The sequence below is a fragment of the Povalibacter uvarum genome (assembly GCF_014202975.1).
GTDB lineage: Bacteria > Pseudomonadota > Gammaproteobacteria > Steroidobacterales > Steroidobacteraceae > Steroidobacter > Steroidobacter uvarum.
Window position 1 is genome coordinate 449,863 of the sequence record NZ_JACHHZ010000005.1, and the last position, 15,186, is coordinate 465,048.

Sequence of the window (15,186 nt, forward strand, 5' to 3'; positions counted from 1 at the left end):
CTCGTCGGTCCCTCCGCAAAGGAGGGACCGATTCACGCGGTGATCTCGATCCGGTTGCCGTCGGGATCGAGGGTGACCGCTTCGTAGTAGCCATCGCCGGTTCGACGCGGGCCATCCAGGATCGGATGGCCGTCGCGCCGAAGACGAAGCGCCAGCTCATCCACTCGTCGATCCGAGCCCAGGCCGATCGCAATGTGAGTCAGTCCCATCCGGTGTGCGCCCGGTTCCGCGGTGACGGGCGCAAGCGTCGTCGTCCGCATGACTTCGATGCGGGCTCCGCTTTCGAAGCTCAGGAAGCACGACTCGAATCCCTTGGCCGCGTTCACGTAGTGAGCGCCGGCGGTCGCGCCAAAGTAGGTCGAATAGAACGCCTTGCAGCGCTCGAGATCCGTCGTCCACAGGGCAATGTGATCGATGCGCATGGGTCGCGATGGTGCGCAACCGCGGCGCAGTGCGCAAGGCGTTCTCCGATGCGCGCCGCCTTCCCGATGTGATCGCTACCTCGTGCCGGAGGCTTGCGCGAAGTCGCCGTCCGTTCGCGGCGGCAAGTCTCGTCCGGAAATCACGTACCAACGTTGTCATGCCTATTTTTATAGATTGAAAGTGCACCGATAGCACAATCGGTCGTGCAGGTTTGACAACGTTGTCCCGACTCAGTATCCCTTGCGCCGCGCTGACGCAGCCCAGGCGGCGTCGCGACCGAATTACAAGCAGTCGCAGACAGGGGAATCTCATGACGTCATCGAAACTGAATCCAGTCGCCGCCGGTTCTCGCGCCGCGGCACGGTGCATGCGGGACGGGCATCGCCGCTGGTCCACGCTCGCACTTGCAGTAACCGCGACACTGTCGGCGGCAGCATCGGCTGCGCCGCAGGCACAGGACGCATCCGTTCTCGAAGAAGTGATCGTGTCGGTCGAGCGTGTGGAGCAATCGCTCCAGAGCTACGCCGGCACCGCGGCCGTCGTTTCCCAGGCGACGCTCGACCAGGTCGGCGCCACGGACCTGCTGGATCTTCCGGCTCTGATGCCCGGACTCGAGATCACGAACTACGAAGGGAACACCGAGATTTACGTGCGCGGCATCGGCAGCAACGCGAACACGGAACTTGGCGATCCGGCGATCGCAACGCACCTCGATGACGTGTACGTGCCACGGCCTCGCGGGCTGGGCGTCGCCTTCTTCGATCTCGAACGCGTCGAAGTGAATGTGGGTCCGCAAGGCACCGTGCGCGGCCGCAACGCACTCGGCGGCAGCATGAACATCGTTTCACGCAAGCCGAAGCTCGAAACCTTTGAGGGCTATGCCGAAGCGATGGGCGGTAACTACGACCAGAGCGAATTGCGCGGTGCGATCAACGTGCCGCTTGGCTCGATCGCCGCGGCTCGCGTTGCCGTCTACTCCGCCAAGCACGATGCGTACGTGGAGAACACGGGTCCACTCGATCAACTGCTCGGCTGGGAGTCGCAGGATGATTTCGGTGCGCGTGCTCATTTCCTGCTCGAGCCAAACGATGATCTGTCCGTGCTGCTGACCGGCGATTTCCTGAACCAGCAGGGCACCGGTTCGCGAGGCGTCGACTTCTACAACTCATCAGTCGCAGGCAATGACTGGGACAAGTACGACGATCCGCGTCGTGTGAATCAGACGGGTTTCTCGCCGGTCCAGGACACTGACAATTGGGGTCTCGCGCTCAATGCGACCTATCGCACCGACTGGTTCAACGTTCAGTACATCGGCGGCTATCGCGATCTCAAGTACACGCAAAGTCTTTCGAACAGCGGCCGCAACTACGATCTCGATGGCGATGAGCGCATGGTCGTGGAGCGCGCGGGTCTCGTCGATCCCGACGGTCCACTTGCGGATGACTTTGTGCAGGAACGCTACTACGGCGCCTACGGTGCGTTGATCTGGGATGCGACGTCCGAGAGCCGCACGCACGAGCTGCGCTTCACCTCACCTGACGACGCGGATCGTGTGACCTGGGCAGTTGGCTTCTACAAGTTCAAGGAAGAGCAGCAGGTCTTCCTGGGCATTCCTCTCGATTACTCGACGGATCTGCCTTACCTGGAGTTCAACCAGGGCAATGTGGTCGGCGACTCCAAGTCCGCGTATGCCGATCTGACGTGGAAAGCGACCGATCGTCTGAGCCTGACCGCGGGCGCCCGCTATTCCGAGGAAGGCAAGGAGCGCGATGGCTTCAACTACATTGCAGGCATCAATACCAACGGCGTCGCGGTGCGGACGGGCACACCCGGATTCCGCATGACCGGTCTCAGTCGCGCCAACCTGAACCCGGATGCAGACGGCGACGGCACGCCGAACACGATCAACGACCTCATCCTGCTCTACCAGGCCGGCATCTCGTCGTACGGTATCGACGATACGCTCGACGAGTTTCTTGCGGGCGGTTGCGTGCAGGCGAGCCAGTTCCAGGGTACATGCGCGGGATATCCTGGCCTGAGCGTCGCTTTCGGCGGTGCGACGGTGCAGACGGGCGAGAACTCGGATTCGTACATCGATTGGCGCTTCCGCGCGGCCTTCGATATCACCGACGACAACATGGTGTACTTCCTCGTCGCCACCGGTAACAAGGCGCCGAGCTTCAACGACACGGTCGATCTCGACACGGGTCCCGGCGAAAACCTCTACACGCCGCCCGTCGGTCCCGAGAAGAACACCATGTTCGAGATCGGGTCGAAGAACACGCTGACGGTCGCCGGCAATCCGATGATCCTGAATGCCTCGGCGTACTACCTGAAGTACACCGACCAGGTGTTCAGCACCCTGGTGGGCATCGAACAGCTCGACGACGACCCCAACAACGATGCGGGTTGCGAGGACATGAATCCGACCACGCCGTGCTCGACGATCACTCTGAATCAGAACATCGGCGAAGCCACGAACATGGGCGTGCAGTTCGATGCGTCCTACAACTTCGGGCTCGGCTTCAACGTTGCCGGCACCCTGCTGTGGCAGGACACGGAGTATGCCGATGGGTCGGTGGTGAACGACGGTCGTCGCAGCAGCCCGATCGGCGGCACACTGCAGGTAGACCTCGGTGGCAACGAACTGCCCCGCACGCCGCCGTGGACACTCAACCTCCGCTTCGGTCAGGAATTCCCGTTGGGCTCCGGCACGATGGACTGGGTCGCGTCGGGTACCTACAAGAGTTCGTACTTCCTGACGGCATTCAACGGCGGTTCCGGACGCGACGGGGCCAAGGAAGTGACTACAGTCGATGCCGCGGGTGTGGCGACGGGCTATGGCGCCGACCTGCTGCGGTTGTACGACGAAGTCGATGGTTATGTTCACCTGGACCTCGGCGTTGGCTACACAACGGGCGAGGGCAATGTGCGCGTCGAAGCGTTCCTGAACAACGCGACGGATGAGGCGCACGCTTCCCAGGCCACGATCGACGGCGGCACGCAGGAGTTCGTGTTCAATCCGCCGCGGACGTACGGTGCGCGGATCCGTGTGAGCTTCTGACATGACTGCGGCAGGCCGGTGGCACGCGAAACCATCCCCCTCGCATGCCGGCCGGCCCTGCCGCGGCCGTGCCTCTTCCCAGAGGCGAATGAAAGCGCTTACAGTGCGGTTTTTCCGCCCATTCACCCAACCGTCCAGGAAGCCCAAATGGCCGCAAACGAGAGACTGACACTACGGTGGCATCGCCCTGCAGCGATGCTGATCGCGGGGGTACTGCTGCAGGGATGCGGGGCCGATCGTCCAGCCACGACGGCAGCGACCACCGATTCGACGCCGGCTACGCAGGTGCAGTGGCCTCACGCGAAGAGCGCGGTTGCCGCTGATCCGCGGGTCGAGGCGCGAATCGCCGAATTGCTCAAGCAACTGACGCTCGAGCAGAAGATCGGCCAGATGACCCAGCCGGATATTCGTGATGTCACTCCGCAGGATGTGAAGCAATATCGCCTCGGCTCCATCCTCAACGGCGGTGGCGCTTTCCCGGGCAACAAGAAGTACGCGAAGGCCAGCGATTGGGTGGCTCTCGCGGATCGCTACTACGAAGCATCGATGGACACGTCGACGGGCGCACCGGCGATCCCGATCATCTGGGGTACGGATGCTGTGCACGGCCACAACAACGTGGTCGGTGCGACGCTGTTCCCGCACAACATCGGCCTGGGCGCGATGAACAATCCGGACCTGATCGAGAAGATCGGTGCCGCGACTGCAGCCGAAGTCGCCGTCACGGGCCTCGACTGGACGTTCGCTCCGACGGTCGCGGCAGTGCGCGATGAACGCTGGGGAAGGACGTACGAGGGCTATTCGGAAGATCCCGAGATCATTCGCGCATACGCCAGCAAGATGGTCGTGGGCATTCAAGGTGCCGCGGGAACGCCGGCGTTCCTCGATGGCAATCACGTGCTCGCGACTGCGAAACATTTCATCGGCGATGGCGGCACGAATCTCGGTGTGGATCGCGGCAACAACGTCGCGCCCGAGCAGAAACTGCTCGAGATCCATGGACAGGGCTATATCACATCGCTCGAGGCGGGCGTTCAGACTGTCATGGCTTCGTACAACAGCTGGCAGGGCTGGAAGCTGCACGGCCACCGCTACCTCCTGACCGACGTACTCAAGAATCAGATGGGCTTCGATGGTTTCATCATCAGCGACTGGGACGCGATCGATGAAGTGCAGGGCTGCTCCAAGGACAAGTGCGCCGATGCGGTCAACGCCGGCGTGGACATGTTCATGGTGCCGAAGGACTGGAAGAGCTTCATCACCAACACGGTTGCGCAGGTCAAGGCGGGTGACATTCCCGAATCACGCATCGACGACGCGGTGACGCGCATTCTGCGTGTGAAGCTTCGCGCAGGCATGTTCGAGAAGGGCAAGCCGTCTTCGCGGCCGCTGGCGAACAAGTCCGAGCTGATCGGCTCGCCTGAACATCGTGCCATCGCACGCCAAGCTGTGAGTGAGTCGCTCGTGCTGCTCAAGAACCGCAACGGAGTTCTGCCGCTGCGGCGCGAAGTGAAAGTGCTGGTAGCAGGCGAGGGCGCCGACAGCATCGCCAAGCAGGCCGGAGGCTGGACGATCTCCTGGCAGGGCGACGGCAACACCAACAAGGATTTCCCGGGCGGCACGTCGATCTTCGCCGGCATCAAGGCCGTCGCACCGAACGCGTCGCTGAGTGTCGATGGCAGCTTCAGCGACAAGCCGGACGTGGCGATCGTGGTCTTCGGTGAGGATCCGTACGCCGAGTTCATGGGCAACATCAAGTCGATCGACTACCAGGGCGCGAACGGTCGCGATGCGGCGCTGATGACGAAGCTCAAGGCGGCGGGAATCCCCGTCGTGGGGGTGTTCCTGAGCGGCCGCCCGCTGTGGGTGAATCCGGAGCTGAATGCATCGGACGCGTTCGTTGCTGCATGGCTGCCCGGCAGTGAAGGCGGCGGTGTCGCCGATGTGCTTTTCCGCAACGAGCAGGGCGGAGTGAACAAGGACTTCAAAGGCAAACTGTCGTTCTCGTGGCCGCGTTCGACGGATCAGTTCGAGATCAACCGCAACGATCCGAACTACGCGCCGCTCTTTGCGTACGGCTTCGGTCTGACCTATGCCGACAAGGATACGCTCGGCGACGATCTGCCGGTTGCGAGCGCGGAGTAACGCTGCATGATGACGAGACCGGCTATTGGCACTGTCGCAGCGGAAGCGCGCGTGTCGATCAAGACGGTCTCGCGCGTCATCAACAACTCAGATCGTGTGACCGCGGCGACGCGCGAACACGTGATGGGCGTGATTCGCCGGCTGGGATACAGCCCTAGTCCCAATGCCCGGCGTCTCGCCGGGCATCGCTCGCTGCTGGTGGGGTTGCCGTTCGACAATCCATACGCGAGCTACGTCACCGATGTGCAGAGCGGTTCGCTTGCGAGCTTCAGGGCGGCGAACTATCAGGTCGTGATGCATGCCTGTGATTCGCAGTCACCCGTGCTGGCGGACGAGCTGCGGCTATTCGTGCACAGCGTGCGAGTGGACGGCGTGCTGCTTACGCCGCCGCTGTCGGATTCGGCGGCGGTCATCGAGATGCTGGATCGGGACGAGATCCCTTTCGTGCGGATCGCTCCGTCCGGTCGCAACGATCCGACTCGCAGTGTGTTTGCCGGCGACAGGGAATCGGCGGCGGCGATGACCCGGGATCTTGCGACTCTGGGTCATCGGCGCATTGCTTTCGTGATCGGCCATGAGCGCGATGCGGGAACCGCGCAACGTTACATGGGCTATTGCGACGGTCTGCGATTGAGCAAGCTGTCGCTCGATGCTCGCTGGGTCGTCGAAGGCGACGGCAGTTTCGAAGCCGGTATCGCCAGCGGGCGAAAGTTGCTGCGGATGCGCAAGGCGGACCGTCCGACAGCGATCTTCGCCAGCACCGATCTCATGGCGGCGGGCGTTCTGCATGCGGCGCACGAGCTGGGCGTCGCGGTGCCCACCGCACTCTCGGTCGCCGGCTTCGGCGACGAGCCACTCGCAAGCCAGGTGTGGCCTAGACTCACAACAATCAGGCAACCGCTGCAGGGCCTGGCACAGCAGGCCGCGGCAATGCTGATGGCTCAGTTGCGCCGAGACTCCGTGCCTGCACCCGCGGTCCCTGTTCAATCCTCGCTGGTGATTCGTCAGTCCACTGCCGTGGTCGCCTCCCGATGCTGACAAAACACTCGTTGCCGGCGGCAGCCGTCATCGTAGAATCGGTGTGCAGAGTCGCCCGGAACCGAAAGCATGTCCAATGCCACGATTCGTGATGTTGCCGCCCAGGCGCGGGTATCCATCAAGACGGTTTCGCGCGTCATCAACAACGTCAAAACTGTGCAGCCGCAGACGCGGGAACGCGTGCTGCGTGTCATTCGCAAGCTCGACTATCACCCGAATCCTTCCGCTCGTGGCCTCGGCGGCAGCCGGTCGTACCTGATTGGCGTGCTCTACGACGTCTCGTGCGCTTACTACGCCACGGGAGTTCTGGCCGGTGTCATCGAGACATGTCGCGCGGCTCGCTACCAGGTCGTGCTGCATCCCTGCGACTACCAGTCACCGGCGCTCGTCGAAGATGTGATGCGCAATGTTCGGCAATCGCGGGCCGACGGCGTGATCGTGACGCCGCCGCTGTCGGACATCGGCGTGATCGTCGATGCGTTCAAGCAGCATTCCGTGCCCTTCGTGCGCATTGCACCAGCCGAGCACGAGAACGACCTCCACAGCGTTTACACGAACGATCGCGAAAGCAGCGCACGCATGACGGAGCAGCTGGCCTTGCTTGGGCATCGGCGCATCGGATTCGTAGTCGGCAATCCGGATCACGCCGCGGTGGCGGATCGCTTCAGCGGCTATCGCGACGGGCTCAAATCGAGTGGCCTGTTGTTCGACAAGAAACTCGTTGCGCAGGGTTACAACTCGTTCTCGTCGGGGGTCGAAGCCGGGCGCAAACTTCTGAATCTGCCGTCCGACAAGCGGCCCACTGCAATTTTCGCCAGCAACGATGAGATGGCGGCTGGGGTGCTCGCGGTGGCGCACGGACTGGGAATCGCCGTTCCCGAGGAATTGTCGGTCGCCGGTTTCGACGATGCGCCACTCGCGAGTCAGGTCTGGCCGGCGCTCACCACGATCAAGCAGCCGGTGCCAGCGATGTCTGCGCATGCAGCCGAACTGTTGCTGCGGATGCTTCGCGGCGAACCCGACGAACGGTCGGGGCAGATCATGGAGTCCTCGCTGACGTTTCGCCAATCGACCGGTCCCGCGCCAGATCGCCCTTTGGCCAAGCACGTTCGCAATGCGCGCGCGGCTCGGGTTGCGGAGACGACCTGACTTCAGCTCCCGGCGTCGTCCAGGGTTTTCTTCATCGCGTGCGAGCCGAGTTCCATCATCTGCCCGATCGCGCCGGCGATCTCGTCCGGCAGCAGATCGGCGATCCAGATGACGTGGCTGCGATCGGCCCCTTCGCGGATCACTTCGAAAGATCCGTTGTGATGAGTGGGCTTGCCTTCGACGACTGAATAGACGAGGCGGTGCGCGGCGTCATCGATCGTCACGATTCGCTCTTTCGCGACGAGTCCGTTTGCAAACGTGACGGTGCGAAGTGTTCCGTCCAGTTGGCAATCCGTCACGAAGTCTCGTGCGAGGCGCGTATGGATCGCGCCGACATCCCGGAAGGCAGCCCAGACCTCATCGGCGTTCGCCTGGACAGTGAATTCTTTGCGGATGGTTGCCATGGGTTTTCCTCCATGCGACTGTCAGAAGCATGATCCTCCGGCCCGCCCGCCCGCACTTGGAGAAAGTTGCGGACTCGCGCTGCCGGTACTTAGGAGTTTCTCCGACGCATGCCGCTCCGCGATAGCCTTCTACGTCAGTTCGACACCGCGTGGAAATTGACGTCCTATCACCTCGACGGACTCACGACCGAGGAGTGCCTCTGGCGCCCGGCGTTACGTGGCCTGCATATATATGACAGCGGGAACGGGCAGTGGCGCGTCGACTGGCCCGAAAGTGAAGGCTACGAGATCGGGCCGGCCAGCATCGGCTGGCTGAGCTGGCACATGATCTTCTGGTGGTCGATGGCGGTCGATCATTCCTTCGGCGATGCGACGCTGGCGCGCGATCGCGTCGTCTGGCCGGGAAGCGCGGAAGGAGTACGGAAGAGGCTGACCGATCTGCACGATCGCTGGCACAGCGAACTGGATCAGCTCAGCGAGGGAGATCTCGAATCAACGGCCCGTACCCGGTGGCCGATGCGCGAGCGGCCGTTCGGCGACGTTGCTGCATGGGTCAATATCGAACTCATGAAGAACGCCGCCGAGATCGGTTACGCCCGCTTTCTCTATGCGGTGCGCGCGGGTTGAGGCGAAATCAGCCCGTCGGCGCTGTCGGCTTCTGGAACCTCAGCGTCATCCGGTCCGATTCGCCGATCGCGTCGTACTTCGTGCGATCGAACTTCGGATCATTGGCGTCAGCGCCTTCGCTGTATGGACGCGTGCGCGAGCTCGGGGGCAGCGTCCAGACGCCGAACGGATGATCCGCCGTGTCGGCCGGATTCGCGTTGACCTCTGAGCTCGCGACGAGCTCGAAGCCTGCCTTCCTCGCAAGGTCGACCACGTAGGCTTCGGTGACATAGCCGCTCGCGGCTTTCGGATCCTGATTGCCCGGCTTTGCGCGATGCTGCTCGACGGCGAGGATGCCGCCTGGCTTCAGGGCGCCATAGAGGTCGCTGAACACCTTGTCGGCGACGCCGCCGCCCATCCAGCCGTGTACGGAGCGAGCGGTGAGGATGAAGTCGAACGTATCGGCAGGCAGCGGCTTGGACTTCGCTCCGAAGTTGACCAGCGTCACTGTGCCGTAGACATCGGGTTTGGCAGCGAAGCGGGCCTCGAAGTCCGATCGTGCCTTGCGAGCGCCTTCCGAGAGCTCGGGATTATCGAGATCCGCGCTGGTGGCGTAGTACTTGCCGCCCGTTGCATGGGCGTAGGGCGCAAGGATCTCCGTCCACCAGCCACCGCCGGGCTGCACTTCCAGGATGATCATGCCCGGCTGCAATCCCCAGAACTCGAGCGCTGCCTGCGGATGCCGGTATTGATCGCGAGCTCGATCCTCCGCGCTGCGCGTCTCGGAATTCACCGCGGTGGCGATCGGATCGGCCGCAGCTGCGGCGGGCGGAGCGCTTTCGGCAGGCGCCGTCGCGGCCGATTCTTCCTTCTTCGAACAGGCGGCGAGGGTCGCCAGCAACATCAGAAAACCAATCCGGACAGCAGTCATTGGATTCTCCAGTAAGTGTTACCCCTGAACAGGGCGGCAGTTAGTCAGTGCAGCCGCGTCCTGTCAACGCTGTGCGCTGTTGCGCAAAAACCTAGCGAGTGCTAAGTTTTATTCCATCACGAACAGAGGATGGCGGGGGAATGCTGCTCGGCTTCGATGGGGGTTGGAACAAATCAGCGCTGGCGCTATGCAGCCTGGAAGGCCGGTTGCTCGCGCGCCTGCGCGGACCGGGAACGGCCATTGTCGGGCTGCCGACCGAGCGCTTCTTCACAGTCGCCGAGTCGATGGTGCAGGAGATCTGCAGGCTCGCAGGCATCCAGCAAACGCAGATAAGTCATCTGGCACTGGGACTCAGCGGCGTCGACTTCGACGATGAGCGGAAGGCGCAGCATCACTGCATTGCCGACGGGCTCAGGCTCGATCCCGCACATCTGACCCTGGTGAACGATGGCGTCGCTGCTCTCTGCGGCGCATCGAAAGCCGAGCGGCTCGTGATCGTCCAGCACGGCAGCGGCATCACGCTGTCATGGCGTGCGAAACCGGGCGAAGAGCAGGTCTTCGACAGCCTCGACGTCGCGAATGTCTTCGATATTCGCCGCGAGGTCACCATTCAGATCGCTCGAATGATCGACGGCCGGGCCGAGCCTACGCGGCTGCTCGGGCAGGTTCTGCGGCATTGCGATGTACCCCCGGAGCAGTTCGCCGAATGGATGTTCCGCGACCCCATTGCGCGACTGCGCCAGACGCTGCTGGAAACCGTGGTGTTCAAGGCCTGGCGGGAAGGCGAGTCAGTCGCGACAGACCTCGTGCAACGTGCAGCCGCGGACTATGTGCTCGCGGCACGCGCGATGGGTGCGCGCATGCCTCGTGGTGCGGGTTTCGTTGCCGCTTTCGGCGGCGGCGTCATTACGCAAGGCGGCGCCGACTTCCAGCAACTGTTGAGTCGTCGTCTGGGCGAGGCGTGTCCGGAAGCAACGCTGACTTCCGTGCAATTGCCGCCCGAAGCGGGTGCCCTGGTTCTCGCCGGTCGTCGCAGCGGCATCGATGCGAGCATGTTGTTCGACCGGTTGCTCGAACAGTGGAGTGACCTGTGACATCCCTCGCAGTGAGCGTGCTTGCATCGGACATCGATGTCGGCGAAGCCGCTGCCGACATCGTGCTCGCTGCACATCAGCAGGCAACAGCAGAGCGGCGCGCATTCGTGCTCGGGTGTCCCGCCGGGCGTACTCCACGATCGACGTACGCCGCGCTGGCGAGACGCGTCGCTGCCGCGCAGGTCGACCTCTCCAATACTCGCATCGTCATGATGGATGAGTATGTCGAGCACTCGACCGGCGATTGGCGCTGGTGTCCATCCCACGCGCACTACAGTTGCAGAGGTTTCGCCGAGCGCGAACTGCGCAGTGTCATCAACGCGGGCCTGCCGGTGTCGAAGCAGATTCCGGCGCACGCTGTTCATACCCCGGAACCAGAACGCCCCGAAGAGTACGAGAGGCTGATCGAGGCGCTCGGCGGCATCGACGTGTTCCTGCTCGCGACTGGTGCTTCGGATGGCCATGTTGCCTTCAATCCGCCAGGTACCTCACTCGGGAGCGTGACGAGAGTCGTCGAGCTCGCACCAACGACGCGCAGCGACAATGTCGGCACGTTCCCCAGGTTCTCATCAGGTGATGAAGTCCCGCGCCATGGTGTCAGCGTCGGGCTGGGAACTATCGTCCGGCTCTCGAGGCGCACGCTCCTGCTGATCTGCGGCCCTTCGAAGCGTGCGTCCTTCCGTCGCGTCATGAGCAGCGGCGGGTTCGATGCTTCGTGGCCGGCGACAGTGATCTGGACGTGTGTCCACGGTGAAGTGCTCGCGGACGAGGCAGCGGCAGGGAAGAGAAAGGACAAGAGATATGCGTGAGTTGAAAGTATGTGTCGTCGGAGCAGGTGGCAGCTACACACCGGAGATCGTCGAGGGCTTGATCACGCATCGATCGCAGGGACTCAATGTGCGTGTCCTGGGTCTTTGCGATACCAATCGCGATCGGCTCGAAGTCATGGCCGGACTCGCGCGCCGCATGATCGATTCAGCCGGTGCCGACATCGAAGTGCAGGTCAGCCAGGAGCTCGGCGAAGCCGCGCGGGATGCGGACTTCGTGGTGACGCAGATTCGTGTCGGCGGCATGCAGGCGCGTCGGATCGACGAAGTCATTCCCGCGAAGTACGGCATCATCGGCCAGGAGACGACGGGCCCGGGCGGCATGTTCAAGGCGCTGCGCACGATTCCCGTCATGCTGGACGTCGCTCGAGTCGTCACTGAGGTTGCGCCGCGGGCATTCATTCTCAACTACACCAATCCCAGTGGCGTGGTTACGGAGGCGGTTCTGACGCTGACCCGGGCGCGCCTCCTCGGGCTGTGTTCGAGCATTCCCCTGATGCAAGTGCAGTTGCGCAAGCTGCTGCAGCCCCGATTTGGCGACGTCCGGATCCACAGTGTCGGGCTGAATCATCTGGGCTTCATCTTCAGGATCGTCGCCAAAGAAGCCGATGTGACGAGTGCGGCAATCTCATGGGCGCGCAGAAACCATGGCGGTGAGGATTCACTGCTCACGTCCGCGCTCGAGGTCGCCGAAACCATCGGCGCGATTCCGGTGCCGAAGTACGGCGATCTCTACTTCCATCGTCGTCGCGAGGTGAAGTTGGCTGCCGAGGCGTCTCGCACGCGGGCCGATGTTGTGATGGACATCGAGGCTGCGGTCCTGAAGGAAGCCGCCGATCCGCACACTGTTGGCAAACCCGCTGCTCTCCTGCGGCGCGGAGGTGATGGCTACAGCAGCGTCACGTTCTCGACGATGCTCTCCATCGTCAGCAATCGCGGCGACGACATCGTGATGAGTGCCATGAATCGCGGCGCGGTGAGTGATCTACCGGACAATGTCGTCGTCGAGACGAACTGCCGTGTCGATGCGCTGGGCGCCAATCCCATTCCCGTGGGATCGCTGCCGCTCGCCATTCGCGGTCTCGTTCAGGCCGTGAAGACGCATGAAACGCTGACGGTGCAGGCAGCGGTAACGAAGCGGCGCGACCTGGCGCTCCAGGCTCTGCTGGCCCATCCCCTCGTAAGCGACATCGATGTAGCTGTGCCGCTGCTCGATGAGATGCTCCAGGCCCACGGACTCGAGTACCACTGACATGAACCTGCCCTCGCTCGCCGAGCGGCTCGGCTACGGCGCCGACGACCGGCTGCTCATCGTCAACTGCGACGATTTCGGCTCCAGTCGCGATGCGAACAACGCAACGCTCGAGTGCTTCGAGCGAGGGATCGCATCCAGCGCGACATTGATGGTGCCGTGTCCCTGGGCGCTCGATGCAGTGCGCAGGTCGACGCAGTATCCAGTGGGTGTCCATCTGACATTGACGTGCGAGTACCCGTCGTATCGCTGGCGGGGGCTCACGAACGGCGCTTCGTTGCTGGACTCAGAAGGGTTCCTGCCCAGAACTGTCGAAGAAGTGCACCGCGCTGCTTCGCTCGACGAGGTCAGGCAGGAGTGTCGGGCGCAGATCGCGCAGGCGCTCTCATGGGGACTGGACGTCACGCACATCGATGCTCACATGGGAACAGCGCAGACCGATCCGCGCTTCTTCGCCGTGTATGTCGATCTGGCGGCCGAGTTCGATCTGCCGCTGAGAATGGTCGGCACGGATCTGGAGGCGACACTCGGATTTCCATGCAGGGATGTCGCCGTGGCGCGTGGACTGATCTTCCCCGATCATTTCGTTTCGCCGTGGGGACGTCCAACCTACGAGGTTCTGCTTGAGGCGCTCGACGTGCTGCCGCCGGGCGTAACCGAGATCTACGCGCACCCCGTCACCGATGGAGACGAGCTTCGGACGTATGACCCAAAGCACGCCGATGTCCGTGTAGCCGACTATGCGTGTCTCATGGATTCCGGGATCCGGGAGCGAATTCAGTCGGCCGGCATTCGTCTGATCAGCTTCCGCGAGTTGCGCGAGCTGCAGAGATCGTAGTCATGAGTGCCGTCGAAGCAGTGTTTGCTCAGGCTCGCGCTGCGCCCACGGCGAGAGGCGCCCGACTAGGCTACGCCGCGGGCTGCTTTGGCACGGATGTCTTCTGGCAGGGCACGAGCTTCTTTCTGCTCTTCTACTACACGGACGTTCTCGGTATCAGCAGCACAACAGCTGGGCTGGTGTTCGCGGCGGCGATGATCTGGGACGGCATCACTGATCCGATCATGGGGCTCATCGCCAACCGGACGCAGTCCCGCCTCGGCCGATATCGCCCGTACATCCTGTTCGGTGCCGTTCCGCTGGCGGCTTCCTACGTCGTGATGTTCGCGCAGCCGTTTGCCGCCGCTGGATTGATCGTCTACACGCTGCTGGCGCAAATGCTGTTTCGCACGGCCTACACCGTCGTTTCGATTCCTTACGGGGCGTTGTCCGCCTCGATGACCAGCGATGCCGCGGAACGCAGCCGGCTCGCGACCTTCAAAGTGCTGGGTGGGGCGGTCGCGGCGCTCTTCGTGGCACTCGCCACTCAACCGTTCATTGCATTGTTTCCGACCGCGGAAGAAGGCTGGTTCGCCCTCAGCATCCTTCTTGGCGCGTGTTCTTGCCTTGCGCTGTACGCGACGTATCGGACGGCGAGCGAGAAAGCGGACACCGTCGAATTGCAGCAGCCGCCGGTCCGACGGCAGCTGGAAGCGCTGTGGCGAAATCCGTCGTTCATCATCGTCATCGCCGCGATCATGTTGTCGAGCATTGCTTCGGTGATCAGCTCGAAGGTGACTGTCTATTACTTCACGTACTACCTCTCGAAGCCGGATCTCGCCGGCATCGGGCTGGCGATCCAGGTCGTCGCAGTCATGGCGTGCACGCCGCTCTGGGCCTGGGTGGCGCGTCGCTATTCGAAGCGCATCGCGTGGCTGGCCGGCGCTGCGATCGCAATCGTGGGGCAGGGCGTGTTCTACGCATACGCAGGTACCGACTCGATCATCGTGATGTCGCTGGTGGCAGTGATCTGGATCGGCGGGTCAGCCGTGCCGGTGATCTTCTGGAGCATGGCACCGGACACCGTCGAAGTCGGCGAGTGGCGCACCGGTGCACGCAGCGAAGGTGCGGCGTTCGGAATCGTATCGCTCGGCCAGAAAGTCGCGCTCGGCATCGGCATCGGACTCACGGGAATTCTGCTGGATGTCATTCGCTACGTTCCCGGCGCTCAGCAGTCCGCGGTGACGCTCGAAGGCATGCACGCAATGATGACGTTGCCGGGGCTCGTTGCGGCCGCTGCGTCGGGCGCGGTGATGTGGTTCTATCGGCTGGATGGGACGCTGCATGCGCGTCTTGTGAAAGCGCTGCAGTGGCGGGCGAAGAAGCGCCGGTAGTGTCATTCCCGCGGAAGCGGGAATTCAGGCCTTTGCTTCGGG

The 15,186-nt window shown here is 62.9% G+C and carries 13 protein-coding genes; 10 read left to right on the forward strand and 3 right to left on the reverse strand.

The features are described from left to right. Positions 1-32: 32 nt before the first annotated feature. Positions 33-422 carry a VOC family protein gene (locus HNQ60_RS21375; protein WP_184334804.1) on the reverse strand — a complete coding sequence of 130 codons (390 nt, stop codon included), beginning with the start codon at positions 420-422 and terminating at the stop codon, positions 33-35. Between the two features lie 311 nt (positions 423-733). On the opposite strand from HNQ60_RS21375, the gene HNQ60_RS21380 reads away from it, so the two are divergent. The 4 genes from HNQ60_RS21380 (at position 734) to HNQ60_RS21395 (ending at position 7,819) form a co-directional block, all read left to right on the forward strand. Further along, positions 734-3,487 carry a TonB-dependent receptor gene (locus tag HNQ60_RS21380; RefSeq protein ID WP_184334805.1) on the forward strand — a complete coding sequence of 918 codons (2,754 nt, stop codon included), beginning with the start codon at positions 734-736 and terminating at the stop codon, positions 3,485-3,487. A 147-nt stretch (positions 3,488-3,634) separates the two neighbouring features. Continuing rightward, complete coding sequence (locus tag HNQ60_RS21385; protein WP_281382799.1) at positions 3,635-5,632, forward strand: glycoside hydrolase family 3 protein; 1,998 nt, start codon at positions 3,635-3,637, stop codon at positions 5,630-5,632. 6 nt (positions 5,633-5,638) lie between these two features. After that, the gene (locus tag HNQ60_RS21390) at positions 5,639-6,670 is read left to right on the forward strand and encodes a LacI family DNA-binding transcriptional regulator (protein WP_184334806.1); all 1,032 of its coding nucleotides are present in this window, start codon (positions 5,639-5,641) and stop codon (positions 6,668-6,670) included. A 69-nt stretch (positions 6,671-6,739) separates the two neighbouring features. Next, the gene (locus HNQ60_RS21395; protein WP_184334807.1) at positions 6,740-7,819 is read left to right on the forward strand and encodes a LacI family DNA-binding transcriptional regulator; all 1,080 of its coding nucleotides are present in this window, start codon (positions 6,740-6,742) and stop codon (positions 7,817-7,819) included. Positions 7,820-7,821: 2 nt separating this feature from the next. Here HNQ60_RS21395 and HNQ60_RS21400 read toward each other — a convergent pair whose 3' ends face one another. Beyond that, a complete protein-coding gene (locus HNQ60_RS21400; RefSeq protein WP_184334808.1) occupies positions 7,822-8,223 on the reverse strand; it encodes an SRPBCC family protein in 402 nt (133 codons plus the stop codon). Positions 8,224-8,331: 108 nt separating this feature from the next. Here HNQ60_RS21400 and HNQ60_RS21405 point away from each other — a divergent pair, with 108 nt between their 5' ends. Next, entirely contained in the window at positions 8,332-8,850 is a 519-nt protein-coding gene (locus HNQ60_RS21405; RefSeq protein WP_184334809.1) for a DinB family protein, read from the forward strand. A gap of 7 nt (positions 8,851-8,857) precedes the next feature. On the opposite strand, the gene HNQ60_RS21410 is transcribed toward HNQ60_RS21405, so the two are convergent. Next, entirely contained in the window at positions 8,858-9,733 is an 876-nt protein-coding gene (locus HNQ60_RS21410) for a class I SAM-dependent methyltransferase (protein ID WP_184334997.1), read from the reverse strand. Positions 9,734-9,900: 167 nt separating this feature from the next. Between HNQ60_RS21410 and HNQ60_RS21415 the strand changes: the two genes are divergently transcribed. From HNQ60_RS21415 to HNQ60_RS21435, 5 genes are read left to right on the forward strand one after another with little or no spacing between them, the layout of a single operon-like run. After that, positions 9,901-10,854 (forward strand): hypothetical protein, encoded by a 954-nt coding sequence (locus tag HNQ60_RS21415; RefSeq protein ID WP_184334810.1) that lies wholly within the window; start codon positions 9,901-9,903, stop codon positions 10,852-10,854. Further along, positions 10,851-11,663, forward strand: coding sequence for a 6-phosphogluconolactonase (locus HNQ60_RS21420; protein WP_184334811.1), 813 nt, complete (start codon positions 10,851-10,853; stop codon positions 11,661-11,663). The genes HNQ60_RS21415 and HNQ60_RS21420 overlap by 4 nt, the downstream gene beginning before the upstream one ends. Then, entirely contained in the window at positions 11,656-12,933 is a 1,278-nt protein-coding gene (locus HNQ60_RS21425; protein ID WP_184334812.1) for a family 4 glycosyl hydrolase, read from the forward strand. Before HNQ60_RS21420 ends, HNQ60_RS21425 begins: the two co-directional genes overlap by 8 nt. A 1-nt stretch (position 12,934) precedes the next feature. Then, positions 12,935-13,771, forward strand: coding sequence for a polysaccharide deacetylase family protein (locus tag HNQ60_RS21430; RefSeq protein WP_184334813.1), 837 nt, complete (start codon positions 12,935-12,937; stop codon positions 13,769-13,771). 2 nt (positions 13,772-13,773) lie between these two features. Beyond that, on the forward strand, positions 13,774-15,144 hold the full coding sequence (locus HNQ60_RS21435) for an MFS transporter (protein ID WP_184334814.1): 1,371 nt from the start codon (positions 13,774-13,776) through the stop codon (positions 15,142-15,144). Positions 15,145-15,186: the final 42 nt, after the last annotated feature.

Bases quoted from the DNA above. Each gene is read 5' to 3' on its own strand.
- HNQ60_RS21380 (WP_184334805.1), top strand. From the start codon at position 734: ATGACGTCATCGAAACTGAATCCAGTCGCCGCCGGTTCTCGCGCCGCG.
- HNQ60_RS21390 (WP_184334806.1), top strand. From the start codon at position 5,639: ATGATGACGAGACCGGCTATTGGCACTGTCGCAGCGGAAGCGCGCGTG.
- HNQ60_RS21430 (WP_184334813.1), top strand. From the start codon at position 12,935: ATGAACCTGCCCTCGCTCGCCGAGCGGCTCGGCTACGGCGCCGACGAC.
- HNQ60_RS21395 (WP_184334807.1), top strand. From the start codon at position 6,740: ATGTCCAATGCCACGATTCGTGATGTTGCCGCCCAGGCGCGGGTATCC.
- HNQ60_RS21435 (WP_184334814.1), top strand. From the start codon at position 13,774: ATGAGTGCCGTCGAAGCAGTGTTTGCTCAGGCTCGCGCTGCGCCCACG.
- HNQ60_RS21410 (WP_184334997.1), bottom strand. From the start codon at position 9,733: ATGTTGCTGGCGACCCTCGCCGCCTGTTCGAAGAAGGAAGAATCGGCC.
- HNQ60_RS21405 (WP_184334809.1), top strand. From the start codon at position 8,332: ATGCCGCTCCGCGATAGCCTTCTACGTCAGTTCGACACCGCGTGGAAA.
- HNQ60_RS21385 (WP_281382799.1), top strand. From the start codon at position 3,635: ATGGCCGCAAACGAGAGACTGACACTACGGTGGCATCGCCCTGCAGCG.
- HNQ60_RS21425 (WP_184334812.1), top strand. From the start codon at position 11,656: ATGCGTGAGTTGAAAGTATGTGTCGTCGGAGCAGGTGGCAGCTACACA.
- HNQ60_RS21400 (WP_184334808.1), bottom strand. From the start codon at position 8,223: ATGGCAACCATCCGCAAAGAATTCACTGTCCAGGCGAACGCCGATGAG.
- HNQ60_RS21415 (WP_184334810.1), top strand. From the start codon at position 9,901: ATGCTGCTCGGCTTCGATGGGGGTTGGAACAAATCAGCGCTGGCGCTA.
- HNQ60_RS21375 (WP_184334804.1), bottom strand. From the start codon at position 422: ATGCGCATCGATCACATTGCCCTGTGGACGACGGATCTCGAGCGCTGC.